A 21,654-nucleotide genomic window follows, 5' to 3' on the forward strand; every position below is an offset into this window, starting at 1 on the left:
TCAAAATAATGACATTGTCATCATCGACTCGATAACCGAGTTGCATCTCTGTCGAGAACTCACGAGTGTGCCGCTGTGCAGCACACCTTATGTCTAGAAAAGAGAGTTAGTCGGCAGCGACTGATTTGTCTGCCATACCGATACCACCCGCTTTCTGTCTTGGTGGAAACGCTTTTAGGGATTTTTGATATTCAGCCGCCGCTTTTTGTAGCTTTGGTAATACCCAAGATTTCTCTTTCATCCATAGGAACCAACCGCGAGTATCTGGGCTACGCTCATACGGATCAGCTTTGATGTTCACCAGCATACCAAGCGGCCACGCCTCTGGTGGTGCAATCCACTCGGTCTTGGTTTTTAGGTGTACTTTCCAGTCATCAACACGGAATGCATTGAGGTCTTGTTCGTTATAGAAGAAGAATTCATGACGCTGGCTCGGCTCGCCTTTGGTCAACATATCCAGTTGGTTGTAGCCATCAAGGTGGACTTGGTATTTCTGTCCATTCAGCTCTTTACCCTTCAACAGATCTTGTTTGATCTCGGTGTCACCCACAGCAGCCATGATGGTTGGCACCCAGTCTTCAGAAGTCATGAAGCCATCTGTGTATTCGCCTTGAGGGATTTTATCTGGCCAGCTGACCAACATCGGCACACGGAAGCCGCCATCCCAGGTCGTTCCCTTTTGTCCTCTAAACGATGCCGAGCCAGAGTCCGGCCAATGGTCAAGGTTCACGCCATTATCCGAGGTGAATAGAATGATGGTGTTATCGATCTCGCCCAGATCTTCGAGCTTGTCGAGCAGCACACCGATTTGGTCATCAAGTTCGATTAAACCATCGTAATAGGTATTGATTTGACTCGCGCCTTGGTACTCCGGACGCACATGTGTTTTTTGGTGCATTCGCGTTGGGTTGTACCACATGAAGTAAGGCTGATCGTCGTTCTTTGCTTCATGCTTATCCAGCCAGTTCATGGCGAAGTCTAAGAACTCGCCATCGACAGTCTGCATGCGCTTGGCACCCAGCGGGCCTTTGTCTTCAATGGTCTGTTTACCAACAACACCGAACCTTGGATCTTCTTTCATATCCACCGTATTGGTCGCCACAGTGTGAAGCACATTGCGAGGACGACTTCTAAAGTTCGGGTCTTTAGGGAACTCCGGCTGCTCTGGCATTTCCATCACGTTAAGGTGATAAAGGAAACCGAAGAACTCATCGAAACCATGGACAGTCGGCAGGTGGCTGTTGTTATCACCCAAGTGGCTTTTGCCAACATGAACTGTGGCGTAGCCCTTGTCTTTTAGCATTTCAGCCAGCGTAGGATCTTCTTTTTGTAATCCCAACGATGAACCCGGCTGGCCTACAGACGTCAAACCCGTTCTGAATGGGTATTGCCCGGTGATGAACGCAGAACGACCCGCAGTTGAACTGCCCTGTGCATAGTAATCACTGACCATCATGCCGCGTTCAGCGATGCGGTCGATGTTAGGAGTATCAACCGCGCCTAGGCCACGGTGGTAAGCTGAGAGATCGGTTGGGCTAACATCATCAAGCATGATAGCCACCATATTCGGTTGGCTAGCCGCCTGAACGTTAACACTTGCCAACACCGAGAGTGCGAGCGCTGATTTAACAAAAGACTTATACATATATAACCCTCATGACAAAGAATAAACCGCTGAAATTGCGCGATAAAATGCACGTTCTCAGCGAACTTGTGTTGAGGTAAATGGTATAAGAAAGCCGCTAAAAAGAGCTTGATAGCCACTATTACATTTTTTAATAGCGGCAGTTTAGGCAAGGTATTCTTACTCTCGGATTAAGAGCAAAACTAAGGCTGAATCAGAACGGTGATTTCGCTCTGCAACCAATCAGTAAACGGGTTATTGCGATTGGCTTGGTGAGTAAACAGGGCTAACTCTCGGCGATAGGTGTCTTTTAGCAACTCAGATGGCAGCTCGACACAGCGATACTCTTCACCCACGTGCGAGCGACACTTATTGGAGGTGATGTAGATAAAATCGCTGTCTTTGACGATCTCTAACATCAGGTTCATGTTGTTGCTTCGAAGGGCGATGTGTTTATCCAAGTCGTACTTTTTAATCAGCATTTCCGATTTAGAAGGCTGAATATACCCAGGTATCATATTGATACATAATGGGTATTTCATAACATCCTCCAGTGCATTACCTTGCAGAGGATGGTCTTTGCGTAGCACTAGCATGAACTTATCAAACCCCACAGGCCTTTCGGCAAGGGTTTTGTTAACCTCCATCGGCAGGTAACTCACGCCCCAGCTAGTGCGATTGGTTTCCAAGGTTTGCACACCATTGTCCAGCCACGGAGAGCACTGAAAAGTGACATGTGGTGCGGCTTTGGTCAGCGTCTTCATCAGCGGAACCCCAATTGGCACAAGCAGTGGCGTGGGCAGCATGATTTGCACTTCGCCTTTGAGGTCGCTGAGGCTCCACTCTTTATCGGGAACATACAGATCATCTATCTGCTCCAATAAGGTTGGCAGGCTCTCAATCAGCTTCAAACATTTAGGGGTAGGTTCAAGGCGAGCTTTATCTCTGACAAACAGTTCATCATCAAACTGCTCCCTTAACTTACGCAGCATCACACTGATGGTTGGCTGGCTCACATTCAGTGCTTTCGCAGCCGTCACCGTTTGGCGCGTCTCGTTGAGCACCAGTATCAGTCGCAGCAAGTTAAGGTCTTTGGTCATCTTTAGTCGCACCTCATAAAGAAAGCGAATCAGTTAAACAGAGGGAAATAGGCGGGTGAGTAGCCCTTTTTCATCGCCTCTACCATAGGTAATAGCTTAGGCAGTGCATGGCGGAAAAACATCTTATACCCTTGGCATAGATGATTCATCGCACCGCCATCTTGAGTTGTGGCAATGCGATTCTTTGGACAACCACCCTGACACATCTCAACAAAATCACAGCTTCGGCAGGTACTGTTTAAGTCGTGATACTTGTTGGTACCAAACGCGACTTGCTGCGGCGACATCGCCATTTGTGCTAGCTTATCACTGCTCATAGAACCAAGTTTATGATCTTGATAGCCAAAATGGTCACAACTGTAGACCTGCCCATCATGTTCCACCATCAACTGCTGACCACAGGTTGCACTGTGATGGCACATCTGGCTAGGGTAACCCATCAAGATCATTAAGCAGTTCTCAAAAAACTGAATATAGACCTTGCCCACACCCGCAGTGCTCCAAGCATCAAAGAGGTCACATAGGAACTGCCCCCATTGCTCGCCCGTCAATGACCAATCGTGACCCGTTCGTCTATCTAGTTCATGGTCCATACACGGCTGAAACTGCATATAACCACTGCCATTTTCGACCAAAAATTGATAGATGGTTTTCGCATGTTGGTAGGTCTTATTATTGACCACGGTGAGCGTATTGAACTCAACATTATGTTTCTTCAGATAGGAGATGCCACGCATGGTGCGTTCGAAAGAAGAGTGTCCATTTTTATCGATACGAGCAATGTCATTAAGCAGGTTCGGACCGTCGATACTGATCCCCAACATGAAGTCGTGTTGAGCAAAAAAAGAGGCCCAGCGCTCGTTGATTAAGGTGCCATTGGTTTGCATGGTATTAACGATTTGCTTGTTCACTTTTTTGGACTGCTGAGCAGCAACCGCAGACTGATAAAACGCGAGCCCTCTCAGCATGGGTTCACCGCCATGCCAAATGAAATCGACCTGTGTAGCCTGAGCGGGTTGCGCCTCAATGTGCGAGTGGACGATCTGCTCCATCATGCTCTGTGGCATCGATGATCGCTTGTCGACATCTTGTCTGTTTAAGTAGTAGCAATAGCTGCAATCAAGATTACATTGCGCCCCTTCTGCTTTGATGAATAGACTGAAAGGATGAGTTGATGCGTTCATATTGCCCCCTTAATTTTGGGTCAACATATCAACCGCCAATCGAGCAAACAATAGCCCCTTGCGACGCCTCTCCTCCGTACTGGTTTACCGTCAATCGCTAGACATGAAATACCAATCAAAAACAAACACTTAAATAACAAAAATGACGTATTAACAATCTTAATATCGGCTATTACACTCCTTAATCACACTTCCTCTTATGCTCTGCATCATAGACTTCCAACAATATAGGTGTTCCATGAGAAAGCTGTTTTGTAAGAAAAAGGTACTGGCCACTTTGGTGTGTTCTTTGTCCAGTGTTGTGGCGATGCCATCTTTTGCTGAGCAACCAGTCACGCCAGAAGAGGAGCTTGCTTACAACTTAGGTGTGCAGGCATTCATTTATGGTACTGGTCCTCTCACGGTTGCTGCTGTCAGACAAACCACCACCTCGGTCGATGCCGCCATGGATAATGGCATGGCGCCTCTCAATGAGATGGGCAAGACACGCGCTTTGTCTGGGCCGCAAGAGCAAATCGTGCCAACCGTCAATAACGACACGCTTTACTCACAGGCACACTACGATTTAGACCTTTCCGGACCAATGGTACTGGACATCCCGAAAACCGATAACCGTTACTATATCGTGCAATTATTGGATGCTTATTCTGAATCGATTGACGATCTGCACATCAAAAATGCCGGAGACCAAGGTTCAAAAGTACTACTGGTCAACAAAGGCTGGAAAGGTGAGGTACCGGACGGTATTGATCGCGTCGTTGAATCACGCACCCCTATGGTTTGGTTGATTCACCGTACTGGCGTTTTTGGCGAACAAGACCTTAAAGATGCACTCGTGGTACACGACCAGTTCCTAAGTTACCCACTCAGCGAACTCGATAAAAAGCATACACCGGCGAAACTCAAGCATGCGAGTGGCGGTATTCCGCCGATGGCAAGACCGGAAGGGCTAGAGTGGTATGCCTTAATCGACCGTGAGCTCAGAAAGAACCCGATTCCAGAAGATGCCCCGATTGTCGAACAGTTTGAGCAAATTGGGATTGGCGGTGATACGCCGTTCAACCCAGAAACGCTTTCCCCTGAACAGCAAAAAGGTTTGATGCGAGCGATTGAGTCGTCTCAGAAGATCATTCAGTACGCAGGGCGTAGCATTGGCGATATTAACAATGGTTGGTCGATGATGTACGAAGGCGGTCGCTATGGAAACGACTACTTGAGCCGTGCCAGCATCAACCTTCGAGCTGCAGGGTTAAACGTACCTGAGCGAGCGCTCTACCCAAATCGATACACAGACTCAAAGGGAGAACAGCTATCTGGCAAGCATCAATACCGCATGACCATGCCTGCCGATGCGCCTGCGGAGGCCTTCTGGTCATTGACGATGTACGATGCTAAGAACCTGTTTATGGTTGAGAACTTCATTCAACGCTACTCCATCTCGACCAACCGTAAACAAGAACTTATTTACGCGGAAGATGGCACTCTGCCGATCTGTATTCAGTACAGCAAGCCAACCGATCCAACATGTAACTGGCTACCAGCACCGAAAGATGACTTTTATCTGCACATGCGTCTTTACGAGCCAACACAAGCGGTACTCGATAACCAATATCCACTACCGCAGGTAACCAAGCTCTAACACTGAAGAGCGAACCAGAAACACCCTACCCCCATTACCGCAGCGACGCCCCCCGCCGTCGTTGCGGTCAATCTCTCGCCAAACAACATGAGACTCTTGTTTTGAAAACTCCGTTAATCGTACTTCCTGTCATTATGGTTGGTGTACTCACCTCCGTCGCGCATGCAGGTGGCTTAAACCTCTCACAAATCGCGACGACCAAAAGTGTCGGCACCGCAGGCACCGGAAATGTCACTGCAAAGGATGCCTCTGCAGTGATCACTAACGCAGCCGCACTCTCTTCCATCGAGGATGACGCTTGGATACTTGGCGTACAATATCTGGATGTAAAGTCGACCTTTGTACGCAGCGATAGCCAAGCAGAAACCACCGGCAGTAGTAGCTCCGTGTTACCTCACCTCTCTTACGCGGCGCGGTTAAACGAACGCTGGGTTGCGGGTGCAGCTTTACATGCCGCCGGAGGGATCGGGGTTGAATATTCTCAAGGCGTTGGTGCGAACCCAGCCCTGCTTATCAAAGAAAACAGCATCGCAGCGGTTAACCTCACCTCGTCATTGTCTTATGAGTTAACGGATACACTCTCGCTCGGTGGCTCACTCATCTTGCAGCATGCCTCACTCAAGACAGAATCGATACAAGACCGTACGCTCGAAGGTGACAGCCTAGAACTCGGATTTGGTTTGAGTGTAAACCACCACATTACCGACACCACGCAACTGGGGATCAGTTACCAAAGCCAGTTTGACCACGACCTTGAACTCGATAAAGCCAATGCCTTTGGAATCAGCTCTGAGTTGACTTGGGTGCGAAGCTTGAACCTTGGGATACGACACGCTTTGAATGACGACCTTGCCCTGCTTTTAAGCACCAACCTAGAGACATGGCAGGACTACGATGAGAAATACTCAACCACTTATTCGCTGGGTATCGGCGTTGAATACACGTATGAAGATTGGTTGCTCTACAGTGGCATCAGCGGGGATACAAGTCCATTAGACAACCACAACCGAGACGTATTATTGCCACTCTATCAGCAATGGCGCATTGGCGTAGGTGCTGAGCGTAAAATTTCCAGCGACCTACATCTTGGCTTAAGTTACCAATACCAAGACCTTGGCAAAGCAGAGATTGATGCGAATTCTGGCCTGTTCCAGCCGACAGGCAGTTACTCAACCAACCAAGTGCACTTTATTACGTTATCGCTTCGTCATTAGCCTTTAATGACACCCTTTGTTCTATGATTGAGATTGCATCGTTGAGGCTCCCAAATTGAAGTTCAAAGTTTGAGGCCTCAACATTCAAAGCCCTTAGAAACAAAAATGTCAGCGTGTAATACGCTGACATTTTTGTTCAATTAAAGCATCACGTTATAGATACTTTTCAATCGGTAACAGCTGCAAGAACCCCGATTGCGCGCGCTCCCATTGGCCGGTTTCTGGCTCTTCGCTCCAGCTTTGGTCACTGGAGTACCAACGCACATCGCCGTCTTCCAAATCTAAACGCCAGCTGTTGTTTATATCCATCGCCTCGTTAATGGTGTCCGCCAATTGCGTTGCCACTTCAGGACTGTCGATCAGTAGCACCGACTCCGTGTTTAAGTACGTTGAGCGTAAGTTAAAGTTAAAAGACCCGATGCTCGCTACGCGATTGTCAAACACCACCGACTTAGCGTGCAGACCATACGCAGTGTTAGGTGCACACTTGTCTGCATCTTTGGTAGAGGTCTCACAAAGTCCAGAGTCAGGTCTCAGCTCAAACAGTTCAATACCATGTTCCAACATATCTTGGCGTCTGCCCGCATAGGCCGAGTGGTTAGTCACCAAGTCATTTGAAGCCATCGAGTTGGTTAACGCTTTAATTTCAACACCTTGCTTATTCAGCATCTGCCATTCATCAAGCTGACCGTCATCAAACACCAAATACGCTGACTCGAGCAAGATCTCTTGTTTTGACTGTTCTGCTAACTCACCCAAAATCACCGCCGTCTCTTTTGGCTGATCGGTTTCACCAGCATCTACAGGAATTGGGCGATCATAAACAAAATGCGCTTCGACCCATGTCATCTGCTGCGTTAGCTCGCTTAAGAAACGTTGAGACGCCTCTCGCCCATTAGGCAGCTCTGGATAATTTTTATAACGAGGCGTTACAACCTCATCGAGAAGAGAGAGGTCTGTGGAATCAGCATCACCCAGCATCTCCACAGGGTAAGACCATTCACTGTTCCAGTACTCTGCAAAGCTACCTTGGATCTCTGTCACCACCTCACCGCGCACTAACACGTCTCGATCTCGGAAGTTAATCTCGTCAGAGTAATCGAAATACTCATCGCCAATATTGCGTCCGCCGACAACCGAAAATACGCCATCCACTGTGAACGACTTATTATGCATACGTCGATTTAGACGAGAAAAATCAGATAGAAAGCTAAACCATTTAGAAAAGCCACTGCGGCTTGGGGTAGGGTTAAAGATACGAATCTCGACATTTGGGTGCGCGTCTAAGGCATTGAGTAGCGCTTCACGCTCGTTGAGGTTGATGTCATCCAGCATCACTCGCACTTTAACGCCTCGGTCCGCCGCCGCCAGTAAGCGACTCGCAAGATAACCGCCAGTGGTATCCGAATTCCAAATGTAGTACTGAATATCAATGCTGTATTGTGCGGCTTCAACCAGTGCCAAACGTTGAGACAAAGCATCCCAACCCGCCTCTTGAATCAGTACCGCGCTGTCACCGGCTTCATCAGGTTGAGCAGGATGTTGCTGGCTCACACTCCAAAGAACACCTTGTCGCGGTGCCACAACAGATTCTTGAGCATGATTTACCTGTTCAGGTAATGAAGAACAGCCACCTAATGTAGCGATGAGTAACAAAGAGACACTGATGCGTTTAAGCGCAAGCATTAATTCCATTCCTTAGTCGAGGTTGATCTGCAAGCCCTGACGATTCAGGGGAGAGCAAGTTTATAAGTCCTTATTAATGAAATATATACCAAACTTTGTACTTTCCCCCATTGATTACGTAATAAATGGGAGCCAATTGCTCAGCTCCCATGGTTTCACCGTACATGTAGCGCCTTATAACGACTGTGGAGCACTCAACCTCAAACTCTGATTGACGCCAGATTCGTGAACAAAGTCTTGGTCATGACTCACCAGAATATACCCGCCTTGATACTGCATCAGCGCCTTAGCGAGCATGACTTTCGATTCGATATCGAGGTGATTGTCTGGTTCATCAAGCAACAAGATAGGTTGGTTGAATTGATGGCTCACCATCAGCATCGCAAGCTTCATCTTTTCACCGCCACTTAGCACTTGAGCAATTCGATTGACGCTATTACGCCGAAAACCAATGCCTGCGAGCAAAGTTCGAGCCTCACTTTCATTGAGATGAGGGCACGCCTTTGTCAGGTTATCGAGCATTGAGAGCGACCGTTCAATCGCGCCGAAATGCTGATCGAGATAGCAGACTGGTGCACTAACCTGTAACTCACCATCAACTAGCGTTTGGTATCCACGTAGCACGTTTAATAAGGTTGATTTTCCGATGCCGTTCTTTCCTTCAAGATAGAGCTTACTGTTGGAGTACAGCTGAAAAGTAATCGGCTCATGCTCAGAAAATGGCAGCTTGCCCTGAATGACAGATAACACCCTTTTACTTCGTACATCACTCTGCCCCAAATAGAGAGATTGAGGTTTGCTTCTGGCGTATCTCGCCTCCAACTGTTGGGCTTTATCGTCCAAATGAGTGCGCCTTACACTCTCATTTTTGAGTCGATTCGCCATGTTAGCGGTCGCTTTGCCTTTCTTGGCGTCCATTAAGATCTTAGGCTGGCTTCCACTTTTTCTCTGTTTCGCCCCTTGCGCTGCTCGCTGTTCCGCTTTGTCGCGATTACGCTGCGCCTGCTTCTCTAGCAACTTTTGCTGTTTGAGGTTGTGATTGAGTTGACGTTCTACGGCCTTTTTCTCTGCCTCACTTTGAGCGGTGTAATCATCATAATTACCACCAAAAGTTCGTAAGCCTAAGGTAGATAACTCCCAGATCTCATTCATGTTTCTCAACAACTCTCGATCATGACTGATCAACAAGATCCCCCCTTCAAACCGCTGCATTGCATCCATAAGCCACTGCTTTGATTCACGATCTAGGTGGTTGGAAGGTTCATCCAATACCAAGAGCTCGCATTCACTATCAAAAGCTTTCCACAACAGCAGTTTTGCTCGTTGACCGCCACTGAGCTTTTCACACCGAAATTCCGGTTCTTGCGGTAAGCCCAATTGCAGCAAATCATCTTTCAATTGCTGTTCTAGACTCCAGCTATCCCCAACCACATCAAACCAATACGGGTCACAATCTCCAGATGCAATTTTCTTCAACGCATCCAATACCTTAGATACACCCAAGAACTCGACGATGGTTTCAATATCCTGAAAAGCTTGATCCGTTTGTTGTTGATAAAAGACAAAATCCTTGGGCTCTGACACTGTGCCTTTATATGGCGCAGCAAGTTTCAATAGGATAGATGCTAATAGAGACTTACCCGCACCATTTGATCCAATTAGGCCAACGCGAGAATGGGTCATAACACATGAAAGATTTTCAAAAATGACGTCGCCATTGCTGAATTGATGGCTGATATTATTTGCTTGTAAAAATGGCATATTTTGCCTCCTGTAAACAGGGACATCAGCCGCAGCAACACATTACGAGAGTGAACCGATAAATACACTAACCCCAAGCGGGAACATCGTTTAAGAACGACCAGTTATGAGATAACGGTTTGATTGATATGACGACAGTGAGCTACGCCTACTAACCCTGTAAATCCAAAAAAATGTAATAAGTGGATGACAGGTTTAGTGATTCATATTGGCGTAAACTCCTCGAGAAATGATGGTTGTATTTTCACCACTTTAAAGAAAAAAATCAAGCCTAGTGCAAGCTATGCTCATCTCTAAAAGGTAGAAGTTCGTCAGAGCCTAACCGAGTTGTGATATTCTTGAGTGAGTCACCACACAACTCATTATTTCAAATAGTTAGGCTCTCATGGACGATAGATCGCAACTCTACTTAGACAACTTTCTCAATTCACTCCCAGAACAAACACGCCTTAAGTACCAATCTTTCAGCTCTGACTACTTTTGCGGCGACGAATACAATGCCAACTTGTGTGCTGAACTTATCAAGCAAGGTAAGAAAACCGCAACCTGCAGCATGGCTTACTGGTACGAGTCTGGCGAAGAGCCGATGCCTACAGTTGGTCACCTGCAAGTGGTCGTCGACTGGCACGGTAATCCGATTTGCATCATCGAAATAGACTCCGTAACCCAGTGCCCTTACAACAAGGTAACCGCTGAATTTGCCAAAGCAGAAGGCGAAGGTGATTTGTCTTTAGCATGGTGGCAAGAGGCACATTGGAACTTCTTCTCTAAGGAGTGTGCAGAAGTGGGTATTGAGCCCAAACAAGATATGACCTTGGTTCTTGAACGTTTCCATGTGGTATATCAATAAATAACAGAACAACCATCTGTTAAATCTGTGGATTTGTCAGTACCATTTGAGTCAATTTTTTGAAATGGTACTGGCCCTTATGAAACTTCTCGTCGATCACACTGGTGAACAATTTCTTGAAATCCTTGAAGAGAGAGGCGATGCACTGTTGGTCCAGTTCATCAGCAATGAAGGTATTCGTAAGGGTAAACCATTCAAAGATACGCAGAGCGGCTTATTTCTCACCGGATGGAAACCTCGAACAACGTCTACTGCTATTGGCTTAGAACGCTTTAAGCAAGGTAAGCTACAAGACCCAAAAGTCAGCTTCGCACTTCACCAACTCTACCCTCTAGGACGGGATGTAAAACTCCCAAGTGGAGAGGTTGCCACTATCGCCAGTTACGCCAACACTCACGCCGATGGCTACTACATGTTCGTTAGGCTAGAGGGTGAATTGAAGCGCCTGAGAATGACACCAGACTGGGAACTGCAACCCTCAGAAGTCAGACTCGCACTACCCTACTATCCTGCACCAAGAAGCCAGAAAGAACTCGACAACATTGATGAATTTGATGCTTGGGCTGGCGGGTTTTAGTATTTAACACCTATGTCAGCGAGTTCCTTAACGACTACTCAATAAGTATCCGAAAATAATTCAGACTCAGAGCTCACTCTATTCTGACTCCGATTACAAACTCAACCTTGGTTGTATAAAGTCAATAAAAGCGGAGATGCGTTTAGAGACAGAGGAAGACTTGTAGTACACCGCATTAATCGTTTCTCGCCCTGTGTTGATCAATTTCTCATTCTCTAATACAGGGATAAGCCGCCCTGCTGCGATGTCCTGTTGAACCATAAAGCCAGACAAGCAGGCAATCCCATTACCTGCAAGAACGAGCTGGCGCACCGTTTCTCCGTTACTGGCTGTGATAGTTGGTTCAACATAGTTGTGGTTGGGGAGTGGCCAGTGGTTTAGCACCTTAGCGCCCGTAAAACCGACAGTATGATGGCTAGAAAGATCATCGAACTTTTGAGGGATACCACGTTTAGCGAGATACTCAGGGGCAGCCACCATATAAAGCAAACTCTTGCCCAATGGACGAGCGTGCAGCGTTGAATCGGTTAACTGACCAATACGTATTGCCACATCGGTTCGTTTTTCGATTAAGTCCACAAACCCTTCATTGGAAGTCAGTTCAAGCTCAATATCTGGATAGGCACTATTGAATTCATTGACTAGAGGGACGAGTTGATGAAACACAAACGGACTTGCTGCGTCTACTCTTAGTCGGCCCTTTGGAAGCTCACCACGCGAGACTATCTCCTCTTCCGCATCTTGAATGATCTTTAGACCCGCTCTAATCGAATCAACAAACTGCCTGCCCTCTTCAGTTAACTCAACGCGTCGCGTCGTACGGTTGAACAGGGAAACGCCAAGCTGGTTCTCTATCTTACTAATACTGCGAGATACGCGAGCGACTTGAATATCAAGCACCTGTGCTGCCGCTGAAAAGCCGCCACTATCAACGACGGTTAGCATAATTTCTAGATCATCCGATCGTGTTAACACGGGAGCCTCCTGCGCCAAGAACAGAATAACTATTGCATTTATAACAAAAGTAATTTGTTAATCACACTGTTTTTAGCAAAGGCCACTTCTCTCATAATCCTCACCAACAAAACGAGTCATCACATGGACTCCACTTTAGAAATCACATTTTGAGAGAATGAATCATGCCTTTAGCTTTACTTGCATTGACGCTCAGCGCCTTTGCTATAGGAACCACAGAATTTGTCATCGTCGGTTTAATTCCGACCATGGCAACCGACTTAAATGTATCACTGCCATCAGCAGGCCTGTTAGTTAGCCTTTACGCACTGGGTGTTGCTATCGGTGCACCTATCCTTACTGCGCTTACCGGTAAATGGAACCGCAAACTGGTGCTGCTCAGCGTGATGTCTCTGTTTGTTGTCGGTAACTTACTGGCTTGGCAAGCACCTGGCTACAACACTCTTATTGCTGCACGCATATTAACGGGTTTGGCTCATGGTGTGTTCTTCTCGATTGGATCAACCATCGCAACAGGTTTGGTTTCAAAAGACAAAGCCGCAAGTGCGATTGCGATTATGTTTACAGGACTCACAGTAGCGCTCGTAACTGGCGTACCACTGGGTACTTACATCGGTCAAACTTTTGGCTGGCAAGCAACCTTCTTGATCGTGGCTTTACTGGGCTTAATTGCTCTGATCGGCAGTGCGTTATTGGTACCTAACAACCTAAAACAGCCACCAGCAACGAAGCTTTCTGCTCAATTGAAAGTGCTGACTCAACCAAGATTGCTACTGGTTTATGCAATTACAGCACTGGGATACGGTGGCACATTTACCGCGTTTACGTTCCTTGCTCCGATCCTAGAAAATGTGTCTGGTTTCGACTCAAGTGCAATCAGCCTAATCATGTTGGTCTACGGTGTTTCAGTCGCGGTAGGTAACATCTGGGGCGGTAAGATGGCTGACAAAATGGGGCCAATCAAAGCGCTGACGGTTATCTTTTCTGGTCTAGCTGCTGTACTGGTTGTGTTTAACTTCACGGCGGTTAACCCATACGCATCGGTGGCAACAATTTTGGTTTGGGGTGCTTTTGCCTTCGGTAATGTTCCGGGGTTGCAAGTCTACGTGGTTAAGCTCGCAGAGAAATACACGCCAGATGCAGTCGACGTAGCATCAGGCTTGAACATCGCAGCCTTCAATGTAGGCATCGCACTCGGTTCTTGGGGAGGCGGTATCATTGTTGCGGAGTCTGGCTTAATGAACACGCCTTGGATTGGCGCAGTGATTGTCTTAGTGGCATTGGCCTTAACTCGATTCAGTGGTCTGTTAGACAAGAAACAAACTCAGCAAGCCGTCCCATCTAGCATCTAATATTTTAGAAGAGTTAGAAACAACAAAGCCCGAATCTAAGTTCGGGCTTTGTCTATTTCATTATTCGGCTACTCATTATCAATTGGCTTTAATACTCGGCATGGGTTACCGACCGCAACCACATTGTCTGGAATATCTTTGGTCACCACACTGCCTGCGCCAATCACACTGTTCTTGCCAATGTTCACGCCCGGGCAAATGATCACGCCCGCACCAATCCAAGCATTATCACCAATCGAAATTGGCGTGCCGAACTCAACACCTTCGTCGACACGGCTCTTCACATCCAATGGGTGCCCTGCTGTTAGCACCTGAACATTGGGAGCGAACAGTACATTGTCGCCAATCGTCACTTCTGCCACGTCTAAAACGACGCAGTTAAAGTTGGCATAGAAGTTCTTGCCCAGTTTAATGTTTGAACCGTAGTCGCAGCGAAATGGCGGCTCTAAATACGCGCCCTCAGAATCCGGGATCAGCGTATCAATGGCCGAACGCCACTCTTCACTGTCTGGAATACTGCTGTTGAGTTTTTGTTGAACCTTGCGACATTCGATTCGTTCCGCGTACAGCTCTTCATCCCAAGCAAGGTAAGGCTCACCAGCCAACATTTTCTGTTTTTCTGTCTTCATAATAGTTTTGCTAATACTTGAAAATTTTGCCGATTATAGAGCGTTGATGTCACACAATTATCAACGCAGCGCACACTTTTTTGATTCACTCAGAGTGAAAGTTCAGTGCGTTCGATATCCAATAAGTAAGCTGAATTTACTCAGAAAAGTGGATAACAGAACATAATAGATATCCAAACAATTGATAATTATGCTTTTCGAAAAAGCGAGCTATGCTATCGCTATGATCTGTAAAAAGGACACCGTCATGAAGGCCATTACCTACCAAAAATCGAGTGATACATTCTCAGTGTCAGAACTTCCAACACCCAATTTAGAAAGTGAATTTGATGTCTTGGTTAAAGTTGTGGCTGTCGCGCTCAATCCCGTAGATGCAAAAATCAATCTTTGGCATGAAATGGTGCCAAACATGGACGATCAATTTGTCGGTGGCCTAGACGTTTCAGGCGAAATCATCGCGGTCGGCAGCAAGGTAGACAATTGGCAAGTGGGTGACAAAGTGCTTTATCACGGCAATATGCGCCGCACCCATGGTGGTTTTGCTGAGTTCGCGATTCAAGATTCACGCACGCTTGTAAAGCACCCAGCTATCTCAGCAGAATCGGCTGCATCCATTCCTTGTGCTGCTTGGACAGCTTATCGCGGATTGGTCGACAAACTGAATGCCAGCCATAAAGAGAGCATATTGATTACTGGAGGTTCAGGTGGCGTAGGCAGCTTTGCTATTCAGATAGCTAAAGCACTTGGTGTTAAAACAATCATAACAACCTGCTCCCAAGCAAACCATGAGGTTGTACGTCAACTCGGTGCAACTCATGTGATTGATTACCGCAACTCAGATGTCGTTGCAGAAGTGATGAAGATTACTCAAGACCAAGGTGTAGATATTGCACTGGATTGTGTCGGCGGCGATAACGACAAACTTGCCGCTGATGTATTGGCTTATGAAGGCGAGATGGTTGAGCTTGTTCAAGTCGTGACACCAGAACGCTACGACAACGCTTTCCTTAAAGCTCTCAGCTTCCACCAGCTTAGCCTAGGCTCAGGCCACGTGAATGGGCCTAAGGGCATGAAGACCTTGGTTGATGCAGGCAACGCCGTTAATGCTTTGGTTGAGTCAGGAGACGTCGTCATTCCAAACCTCAAAGTGATTACTCTCGATGAGGTTGGTGATGCTCTGCTTGATATCCGAAATCAGCGTACGGTTGGCAAAATCATCGCCAAGCTCACCCACTAACCTCAACTCTCTATCGAACATCCCCAGCCTAGAAGTGATTCAATCAAAGAACCTTCTAGGCAACCTTCTGTATCCGTTTTTAACGACTCTTCACTGAATCGCGCAGCACTAAGCTGCCGGTAGTGTTGATGGCCGCAGCTTGTTCAGCATCACCAACAATTTGCAAGATAGCTTTTTGCGTCATCTGCTCCAGCGGTACGCTGACAGAGGTTAAACTGGGTGTAAGGAACTCGCCCACTTTGCTGTTATCAAAGCCGACGATAGAAATATCTTGAGGTAATGAATATCCCAGCTCAGCCAACGCCTTAATCGCACCAATCGCCATGTCATCGTTTTCAGACAGAATTGCAGTGAAACTTGCTTTGCTTGCCACTAAAGCTTGCGCGGCACGGTAGCCACTCTCCATGGTCCAGTCGCCTTGAGCAACGTTAGATTGGTTTAGCTCAATACCATGCTTCGCGAGCACATCTTGATAAGCTTGATAACGTTGCTCATCGGTCGACGAGCCAACTTTACCACGGATAACCGCAATCTCTGTATGCCCCTGCTCGATGATGTGTTCAACCATCAAACAAGCACTTTGATAATGATCGGTGGTGATCGCGTGCTCTGGCTTTAAAGGCATTTCTCGGTTGAGCACTAGAATCGGTGTATCCGTGCTTTCGATGATTTGAGCAATTTCAGATTCACTCAAGCATTGCGGGTAAATGATGATCCCGGCGCATTTCATGTCGAGTAGGAAATTGATCGCCTTTCTTTCGTCTTCAGCGCTGTGTTTACCATCGGTGATCACCAACTGGTGATTCGATTTTTCGCTGTAAGAAGCCGCGTGATACATCAAAGATGAAAAGTAAGGACCATTAAACAGCTCATTGGTAATGACAAAGCCGATGAAATTGGTCTTCTTGGTCGCCAATTGCTGAGCTAACAAGTTTGGTCGATAGCCCGTTTCTTGAATCGCATCAAATACCTTTTTCACCACATCTGGGCGCACGATATTCTTGCCATTCAAGACACGAGAAACCGTCGATTTAGATACGCCTGCGCGGTTCGCGACATCAAGCATTGTGACCATTCACTTACCCTTCTAAAAAAATTAGCCGACCTAAGCCAGCTAATTGTATTGCTTAGTGAAACGGCAACGCTCGTTGCCGTTTAATTGCAGGCATTCTAAATAGAGGCACCGTTAGATGCAATCACGCCTTTGTACCACTCAAAAGACTTCTTGCGTTTACGCTCTAGTGTTCCTGACTGGTCGTTGTGTTTGTCTACATAAATGAATCCGTAGCGCTTTTTCATCTCACCGGTGGTGAACGATACTAAGTCGATACAGCCCCAAGGGGTGTAACCCATCAATTCAACGCCATCAATCGCAACGGCTTTTTTCATCTCTTTGATGTGATCGCCAAGGTAAGCAATACGGTAGTCATCGTTGATGCTGCCATCTTCTTCGATGGTATCAACCGCGCCAAAACCATTCTCAACGATGAACAGCGGCACTTCGTAGCGCTCATAAAGAGACGCTAAGCAGTAACGCAAGCCTGTTGGGTCAATTGGCCAGCCCCAATCGCTCGATTTGATGAACGGGTTTTCTACTGAGTTTTCATGACCACCGTCCATCGCTTCTTCTGTTGATTGGTGAGAAGACGAGTCCAAGGTGTTTGACATGTAGTAGCTAAAGCCGAGGTAATCCGCTTTACCTTCTTTTAGGATTTGCTCATCTTCAGGCTGCATTTCGATATTGAAGCCCTTCAGTGCCCAATCACGCTTGGCGTAACTTGGGTAGTGACCACGAACCATGACATCAGAGAAGAAGTAGCGATCACGCATCGCTTGCTGCGCCACCATGATGTCTTCTGGCTTTGAAGAGCGAGGATAGAAAGGCACCATCGCACACATTGCACCGATCTGAAGATCTGAGTTGATCTCATGACCTTTCTTCACCACCAATGCGCTCGCAACAAACTGATGGTGAACTGCTTGGTACATCGCTTCTTGCGGCTTTTCGCACTGTGGGAACTTCACGCCAGAGCATAACCATCCGAAGATGTCCGCCGAGGTGTTCATCTGGTTATTGATCTCGTTAAACGTCATCCAGTATTTCACTTTGTGCTGGTAACGCTCCATCACCGTGGTTGAGTACTTAACAAAGAAGTCGATCACTTTGCGATTCATCCAGCCGCCGTATTCTTTGGCTAGATGGTAAGGCATTTCAAAGTGGCTCAGTGTCACTACTGGTTGGATATCGTATTTCAGAAGCTCATCAAACAGGTCATCGTAAAATTTTAACCCCGCTTCACACGGCTCGGCTTCATCGCCATTCGGGAAAATACGCGTCCACGCGATACTGGTGCGGAAACACTTAAAGCCCATTTCAGCGAATAACTTAATGTCTTCTTTGTAGCGATGGTAGAAATCAACCGCCACTTGGTTTGGGTAGTTTTCGCCGTCGATCACACCATCGGTGATTCGACGTTGAACACCATGAGCGCCTGCCGTTAACACATCGACAACGCTCACACCTTTACCATCCGCATCCCAGCCGCCTTCTAGCTGATGTGCCGCAACCGCGCCACCCCATAAAAAATCGTTTGGAAATTCGTTATTCATACCATCACTCACTACAAGTTATTCGTCAGAAAATAGATAGGTTTAAGGTAACAAACTTAAAAGCTGCAACTCTGAAACCGATTTCAAGATAACAAAAAGATACACCCTGAAACCGGTTTCAACAACAGATTTTTGAGGTTTATTTGATCATAGAGATCAAGTTGATGAGCCAAGTGATCGCTATATCTTTGATATTAAGGAGAATAAAAGTGTTGGAAGGGGAATAAAAATTTTGAGAGATGAAAAGCACCGGACTAAGGGATTTAGTCCGGCAACTGGGTATTACTTTTTCCAAGCAAATGGTTCGAATGCTTTATCCACCGGCGTTTCTGCTAAGTGATTAACGTAGTTGCTGATCACTTTTTGCGACAAGCCAAGAATCACTTCTAAAACCTGTTTCTGTCCGTAGCCAGCACTGTAAAACGCCTCTACTTCCTCTTTAGAAACATTGCCTCGCCCTCTCACCACACTCAGCGTGAAGTCCTTCAGAGCTTGCAGCTTCTCAGTTGGTAAGGCTTCATCGTTTCGTAGCGCTTCAGTGATCGCAGGATCAACCTTCATTGAGTGTGCGATCGCGGTGTGCGCCGGAACACAGTAGTGACATTCATGTTCAACGTTAATGGTTTGCCACACAACGGTGAGCTCTTCTGCGTCGAAAGAGCTATTCGTAAACTGTTGATGCAACTCTTTGTACGCATTAAGTATTTCAGGAGACTCTGCCATCACTGAATACAGACCAGGGATCATCCCCATCTGTTTCTGCGCGCCCTCAAGAATCGCTTTACTGCCTTCTGGTGCTGTTTCAATCGTATGAAATTTAAAATTGCTCATCGTCTTTATCCTGTTTGTTTTACAAAGACAACCGAACATAGGCTCAGTTGACATCAATAAAATCATATTAGAACGAACGTTCAAAAATTAAAACATCGAAGCCCAACAGTTTTTATTCATTTTTGATCTAAGTGAGAAGATTAACTGACATGAAAACAATAAGAGCCACGATATTGACTCGTGACTCTCTATAAAATGACAGCATAAAACTATGATTTTAAATAGGTTAATCTCTATTTAATGTTCTAAATAGTACTGTTCATGCGCTTGCTTGTATTGAGTGTTCTGCTCTCCAGGATAGAACTGAACCAGCTTAAGATCATCGACAGATAGGTGGATCCAACCTTCTTTCAGACGAACCCAGTTATTATCGTGGATTTGATAAACGCTTGGAAAAGTACCCCAGCCCGATTCGGATACTTGTAATTCACTAAAACGCAAAACCTGTTCAATCGGCTGGCTGTCCATATTTGGAGACTCATATACAGAAACCGCTGGCATGGTTTGTTGAGGCGTAAATTGATAGCAACTTATCGATTCAAGTGAACGATCAAACCACTGGAATTTTTTCGCTTCGACGTAATTTACAACACTACAATCGTTGAACTGAATTGCCCATACCTGCCCATCTTGGAAGCCCAAGTACCCAATCGGCTCATCAACCACCTCGCTGGTCGTCTGGCAACCGACCAGCAGAGATAAAACTAGGAGACAAAAAAGAGGTTTGCGCATAAAGGTACCCGTATTGATATGTTATCAACTGAGAATAGTCCCTTTTAGACCGTAAGTTCTAGTCGATTACCATCTGGATCGAGAACGCAACTCTCATAATAACCATCGCCGGTTCTTCTTGGGCCATCTAATCGCTCATAACCGTCTTCAACCAAGCGTTGGGTTAGATCGTCAACCGCTTGTTCTGAACCCAATGAAATCGCCACATGAATAAACCCAGTGAACTGATCATAGATATCATCTTTCGATTCAGGCACCGAGTCCATTGCCATGATCTCTAAGCGACTGCCACTATCAAAAGACAAGAAGTAAGAAGAGAAGCCTTTGGTCGGGTTGTGGTATTTCTGATTCGCCTCAGCGCCAAAATAATCGATATAGAAGGTTTTAAGTACTTCTAGCTGCTTAGTCCAGATTGCAATATGTTCAATTTTCATAGTAAGCCCTGCTCATGGGATAAATAGAGAATAGTGCTAGAATAAGCCTCAAAACCGGAATGAAAAACAGAACAAATTTAATCACAACTGTTCCTAAATAAAATGAGTCAATTTAGGGCAGTGAGCATCTCCAACATTTTTATAACAACTGCTTGAGTATTCACGTTAATTGCTCCATAGTCGCTTTTTTGAACGGTTCGAGTTATGCGATGTTAAGCTTTGCTAAATTACTGATATTGGCGTCAATCTGGGGCGGCTCTTTTCTCTTTATGCGTATTGCAGCGACGCCACTGGGGCCGGCAATGCTGATTGAAGCTCGGGTTCTATTTGCGGCATTGACCTTACTTATCGTCTCTATTTACCTCAAAAAAACACTCAAGTTCACCAAGCATACCCGGCACTTCTTTATTCTGGGGCTGTTTAATACGGCGCTCCCATTTTTGCTGTTCGCCTATGCTGCGCAGACCCTAAATGCATCCACTCTGTCCATTCTCAATTCTACCGCGCCTATTTGGGCGGCGATCATCGGTGCCATTTGGACTAAAACAGCGCTCGACCGACGCGTTGTCGCGGGACTTGGATTGGGGGTGACAGGCGTCGCTATTCTCGTTGGCTGGGATGCGATAAATATTGGTAGTGAAGCTATCTTACCGATCGGCGCTGCGGTATGTGCTGCGCTAAGTTACGGCATTGCCTCTAACTACACGAAAACGGCACCAAAAGTGGAGGCCTTTAGTAATGCTCATGGCAGTATGTGGGCGTCGGTTTTATTGGTGCTGCCTTTCATCTTCTTTATCCCTGTCAGAGAAGCACCTGACCTGACCATCGCCACGTCGGTGATTTTATTGGGCGCGGTATGTACTGGGCTTGCCTACCTACTCTACTTCAACCTCATCAACGAATTAGGGCCTTCTCCAACGTTATCGGTGACGTTTCTGATCCCGGTGTTTGGTATCCTCTGGGGACACCTATTCCTCGACGAGCACATCGGCATCAACACCATCTTTGGTTCCATCTGCGTTGTCGTCGGCACCATGTTGGTAACTGGCTTATCGCCTTACGCAATGCTTCAAGCAGCCAAACGAAAACGCCAGCAGCGCGCATCGTAATCCAGCACAGACAACAGATACAAAAATGGCCAAGACATGCATCGAACATGTCTTGGCCATTTTTATTCGCTCAATTTTTGTGAGACCAATTAGTGGCAATTCAATTGGTG

The 21,654-nt window shown here is 46.5% G+C and carries 19 protein-coding genes; 7 read left to right on the top strand and 12 right to left on the bottom strand.

Going from position 1 to position 21,654, the window contains the following annotated elements; genetic code table 11:
• Positions 1-106: 106 nt before the first annotated feature.
• From KI655_RS05860 to KI655_RS05870, 3 genes are all read right to left on the bottom strand, one after another.
• Positions 107-1,645, bottom strand: coding sequence for a sulfatase-like hydrolase/transferase (locus KI655_RS05860; protein ID WP_285402626.1), 1,539 nt, complete (start codon positions 1,643-1,645; stop codon positions 107-109).
• 182 nt (positions 1,646-1,827) lie between these two features.
• Positions 1,828-2,724: a LysR family transcriptional regulator gene (locus KI655_RS05865; RefSeq protein ID WP_285402628.1), complete on the bottom strand. Its 897-nt coding sequence runs from the start codon at positions 2,722-2,724 to the stop codon at positions 1,828-1,830.
• 29 nt (positions 2,725-2,753) lie between these two features.
• Positions 2,754-3,908 (bottom strand): anaerobic sulfatase maturase, encoded by a 1,155-nt coding sequence (locus KI655_RS05870; RefSeq protein ID WP_285402630.1) that lies wholly within the window; start codon positions 3,906-3,908, stop codon positions 2,754-2,756.
• 238 nt (positions 3,909-4,146) lie between these two features.
• Here KI655_RS05870 and KI655_RS05875 point away from each other — a divergent pair, with 238 nt between their 5' ends.
• Positions 4,147-5,547: a DUF1254 domain-containing protein gene (locus KI655_RS05875; protein ID WP_285402632.1), complete on the top strand. Its 1,401-nt coding sequence runs from the start codon at positions 4,147-4,149 to the stop codon at positions 5,545-5,547.
• Between the two features lie 101 nt (positions 5,548-5,648).
• A complete protein-coding gene (locus KI655_RS05880; protein WP_285402634.1) occupies positions 5,649-6,761 on the top strand; it encodes an OmpP1/FadL family transporter in 1,113 nt (370 codons plus the stop codon).
• 153 nt (positions 6,762-6,914) lie between these two features.
• Here the strand turns inward: KI655_RS05880 and KI655_RS05885 are convergent, their stop codons facing one another.
• Positions 6,915-8,447, bottom strand: coding sequence for a phospholipase D family protein (locus KI655_RS05885; protein ID WP_285402636.1), 1,533 nt, complete (start codon positions 8,445-8,447; stop codon positions 6,915-6,917).
• Positions 8,448-8,621: 174 nt separating this feature from the next.
• Complete coding sequence (locus KI655_RS05890) at positions 8,622-10,208, bottom strand: ATP-binding cassette domain-containing protein (RefSeq protein WP_285402638.1); 1,587 nt, start codon at positions 10,206-10,208, stop codon at positions 8,622-8,624.
• 385 nt (positions 10,209-10,593) lie between these two features.
• On the opposite strand from KI655_RS05890, the gene KI655_RS05895 reads away from it, so the two are divergent.
• Together KI655_RS05895 and KI655_RS05900 are read left to right on the top strand one after the other, a co-directional pair.
• Positions 10,594-11,058 carry an ASCH domain-containing protein gene (locus KI655_RS05895; RefSeq protein ID WP_285402640.1) on the top strand — a complete coding sequence of 155 codons (465 nt, stop codon included), beginning with the start codon at positions 10,594-10,596 and terminating at the stop codon, positions 11,056-11,058.
• Between the two features lie 79 nt (positions 11,059-11,137).
• Positions 11,138-11,635, top strand: coding sequence for a hypothetical protein (locus tag KI655_RS05900; RefSeq protein ID WP_285402642.1), 498 nt, complete (start codon positions 11,138-11,140; stop codon positions 11,633-11,635).
• A gap of 93 nt (positions 11,636-11,728) precedes the next feature.
• Here KI655_RS05900 and KI655_RS05905 read toward each other — a convergent pair whose 3' ends face one another.
• Positions 11,729-12,610, bottom strand: a complete 882-nt coding sequence (locus KI655_RS05905; protein WP_285402644.1) for a LysR family transcriptional regulator — start codon at positions 12,608-12,610, stop codon at positions 11,729-11,731.
• Positions 12,611-12,774: 164 nt separating this feature from the next.
• On the opposite strand from KI655_RS05905, the gene KI655_RS05910 reads away from it, so the two are divergent.
• Complete coding sequence (locus tag KI655_RS05910; RefSeq protein ID WP_285402646.1) at positions 12,775-13,962, top strand: MFS transporter; 1,188 nt, start codon at positions 12,775-12,777, stop codon at positions 13,960-13,962.
• A 68-nt stretch (positions 13,963-14,030) separates the two neighbouring features.
• On the opposite strand, the gene KI655_RS05915 is transcribed toward KI655_RS05910, so the two are convergent.
• Positions 14,031-14,591, bottom strand: coding sequence for a sugar O-acetyltransferase (locus KI655_RS05915; RefSeq protein WP_285402648.1), 561 nt, complete (start codon positions 14,589-14,591; stop codon positions 14,031-14,033).
• 247 nt (positions 14,592-14,838) lie between these two features.
• Here KI655_RS05915 and KI655_RS05920 point away from each other — a divergent pair, with 247 nt between their 5' ends.
• A complete protein-coding gene (locus KI655_RS05920; protein ID WP_285402650.1) occupies positions 14,839-15,828 on the top strand; it encodes a zinc-binding dehydrogenase in 990 nt (329 codons plus the stop codon).
• Between the two features lie 79 nt (positions 15,829-15,907).
• On the opposite strand, the gene KI655_RS05925 is transcribed toward KI655_RS05920, so the two are convergent.
• The 5 genes from KI655_RS05925 to KI655_RS05945 all read right to left on the bottom strand — a co-directional run bounded on the left by KI655_RS05925 (position 15,908) and on the right by KI655_RS05945 (position 20,435).
• On the bottom strand, positions 15,908-16,903 hold the full coding sequence (locus KI655_RS05925) for a LacI family DNA-binding transcriptional regulator (RefSeq protein ID WP_285402652.1): 996 nt from the start codon (positions 16,901-16,903) through the stop codon (positions 15,908-15,910).
• 95 nt (positions 16,904-16,998) lie between these two features.
• Entirely contained in the window at positions 16,999-18,438 is a 1,440-nt protein-coding gene (locus KI655_RS05930) for a 6-phospho-beta-glucosidase (protein ID WP_285402654.1), read from the bottom strand.
• Positions 18,439-18,720: 282 nt separating this feature from the next.
• Positions 18,721-19,269, bottom strand: a complete 549-nt coding sequence (locus KI655_RS05935; protein WP_032553849.1) for a carboxymuconolactone decarboxylase family protein — start codon at positions 19,267-19,269, stop codon at positions 18,721-18,723.
• Between the two features lie 237 nt (positions 19,270-19,506).
• The gene (locus KI655_RS05940; protein ID WP_285402657.1) at positions 19,507-20,001 is read right to left on the bottom strand and encodes a hypothetical protein; all 495 of its coding nucleotides are present in this window, start codon (positions 19,999-20,001) and stop codon (positions 19,507-19,509) included.
• Between the two features lie 44 nt (positions 20,002-20,045).
• On the bottom strand, positions 20,046-20,435 hold the full coding sequence (locus KI655_RS05945; RefSeq protein WP_285402659.1) for a VOC family protein: 390 nt from the start codon (positions 20,433-20,435) through the stop codon (positions 20,046-20,048).
• 269 nt (positions 20,436-20,704) lie between these two features.
• Between KI655_RS05945 and KI655_RS05950 the strand changes: the two genes are divergently transcribed.
• The gene (locus KI655_RS05950) at positions 20,705-21,544 is read left to right on the top strand and encodes a DMT family transporter (RefSeq protein WP_373417258.1); all 840 of its coding nucleotides are present in this window, start codon (positions 20,705-20,707) and stop codon (positions 21,542-21,544) included.
• The last annotated feature ends 110 nt before the right edge of the window (positions 21,545-21,654 follow it).

Source organism: Vibrio sp. D404a (assembly GCF_030248535.1).
Taxonomy (GTDB): Bacteria; Pseudomonadota; Gammaproteobacteria; order Enterobacterales; family Vibrionaceae; genus Vibrio.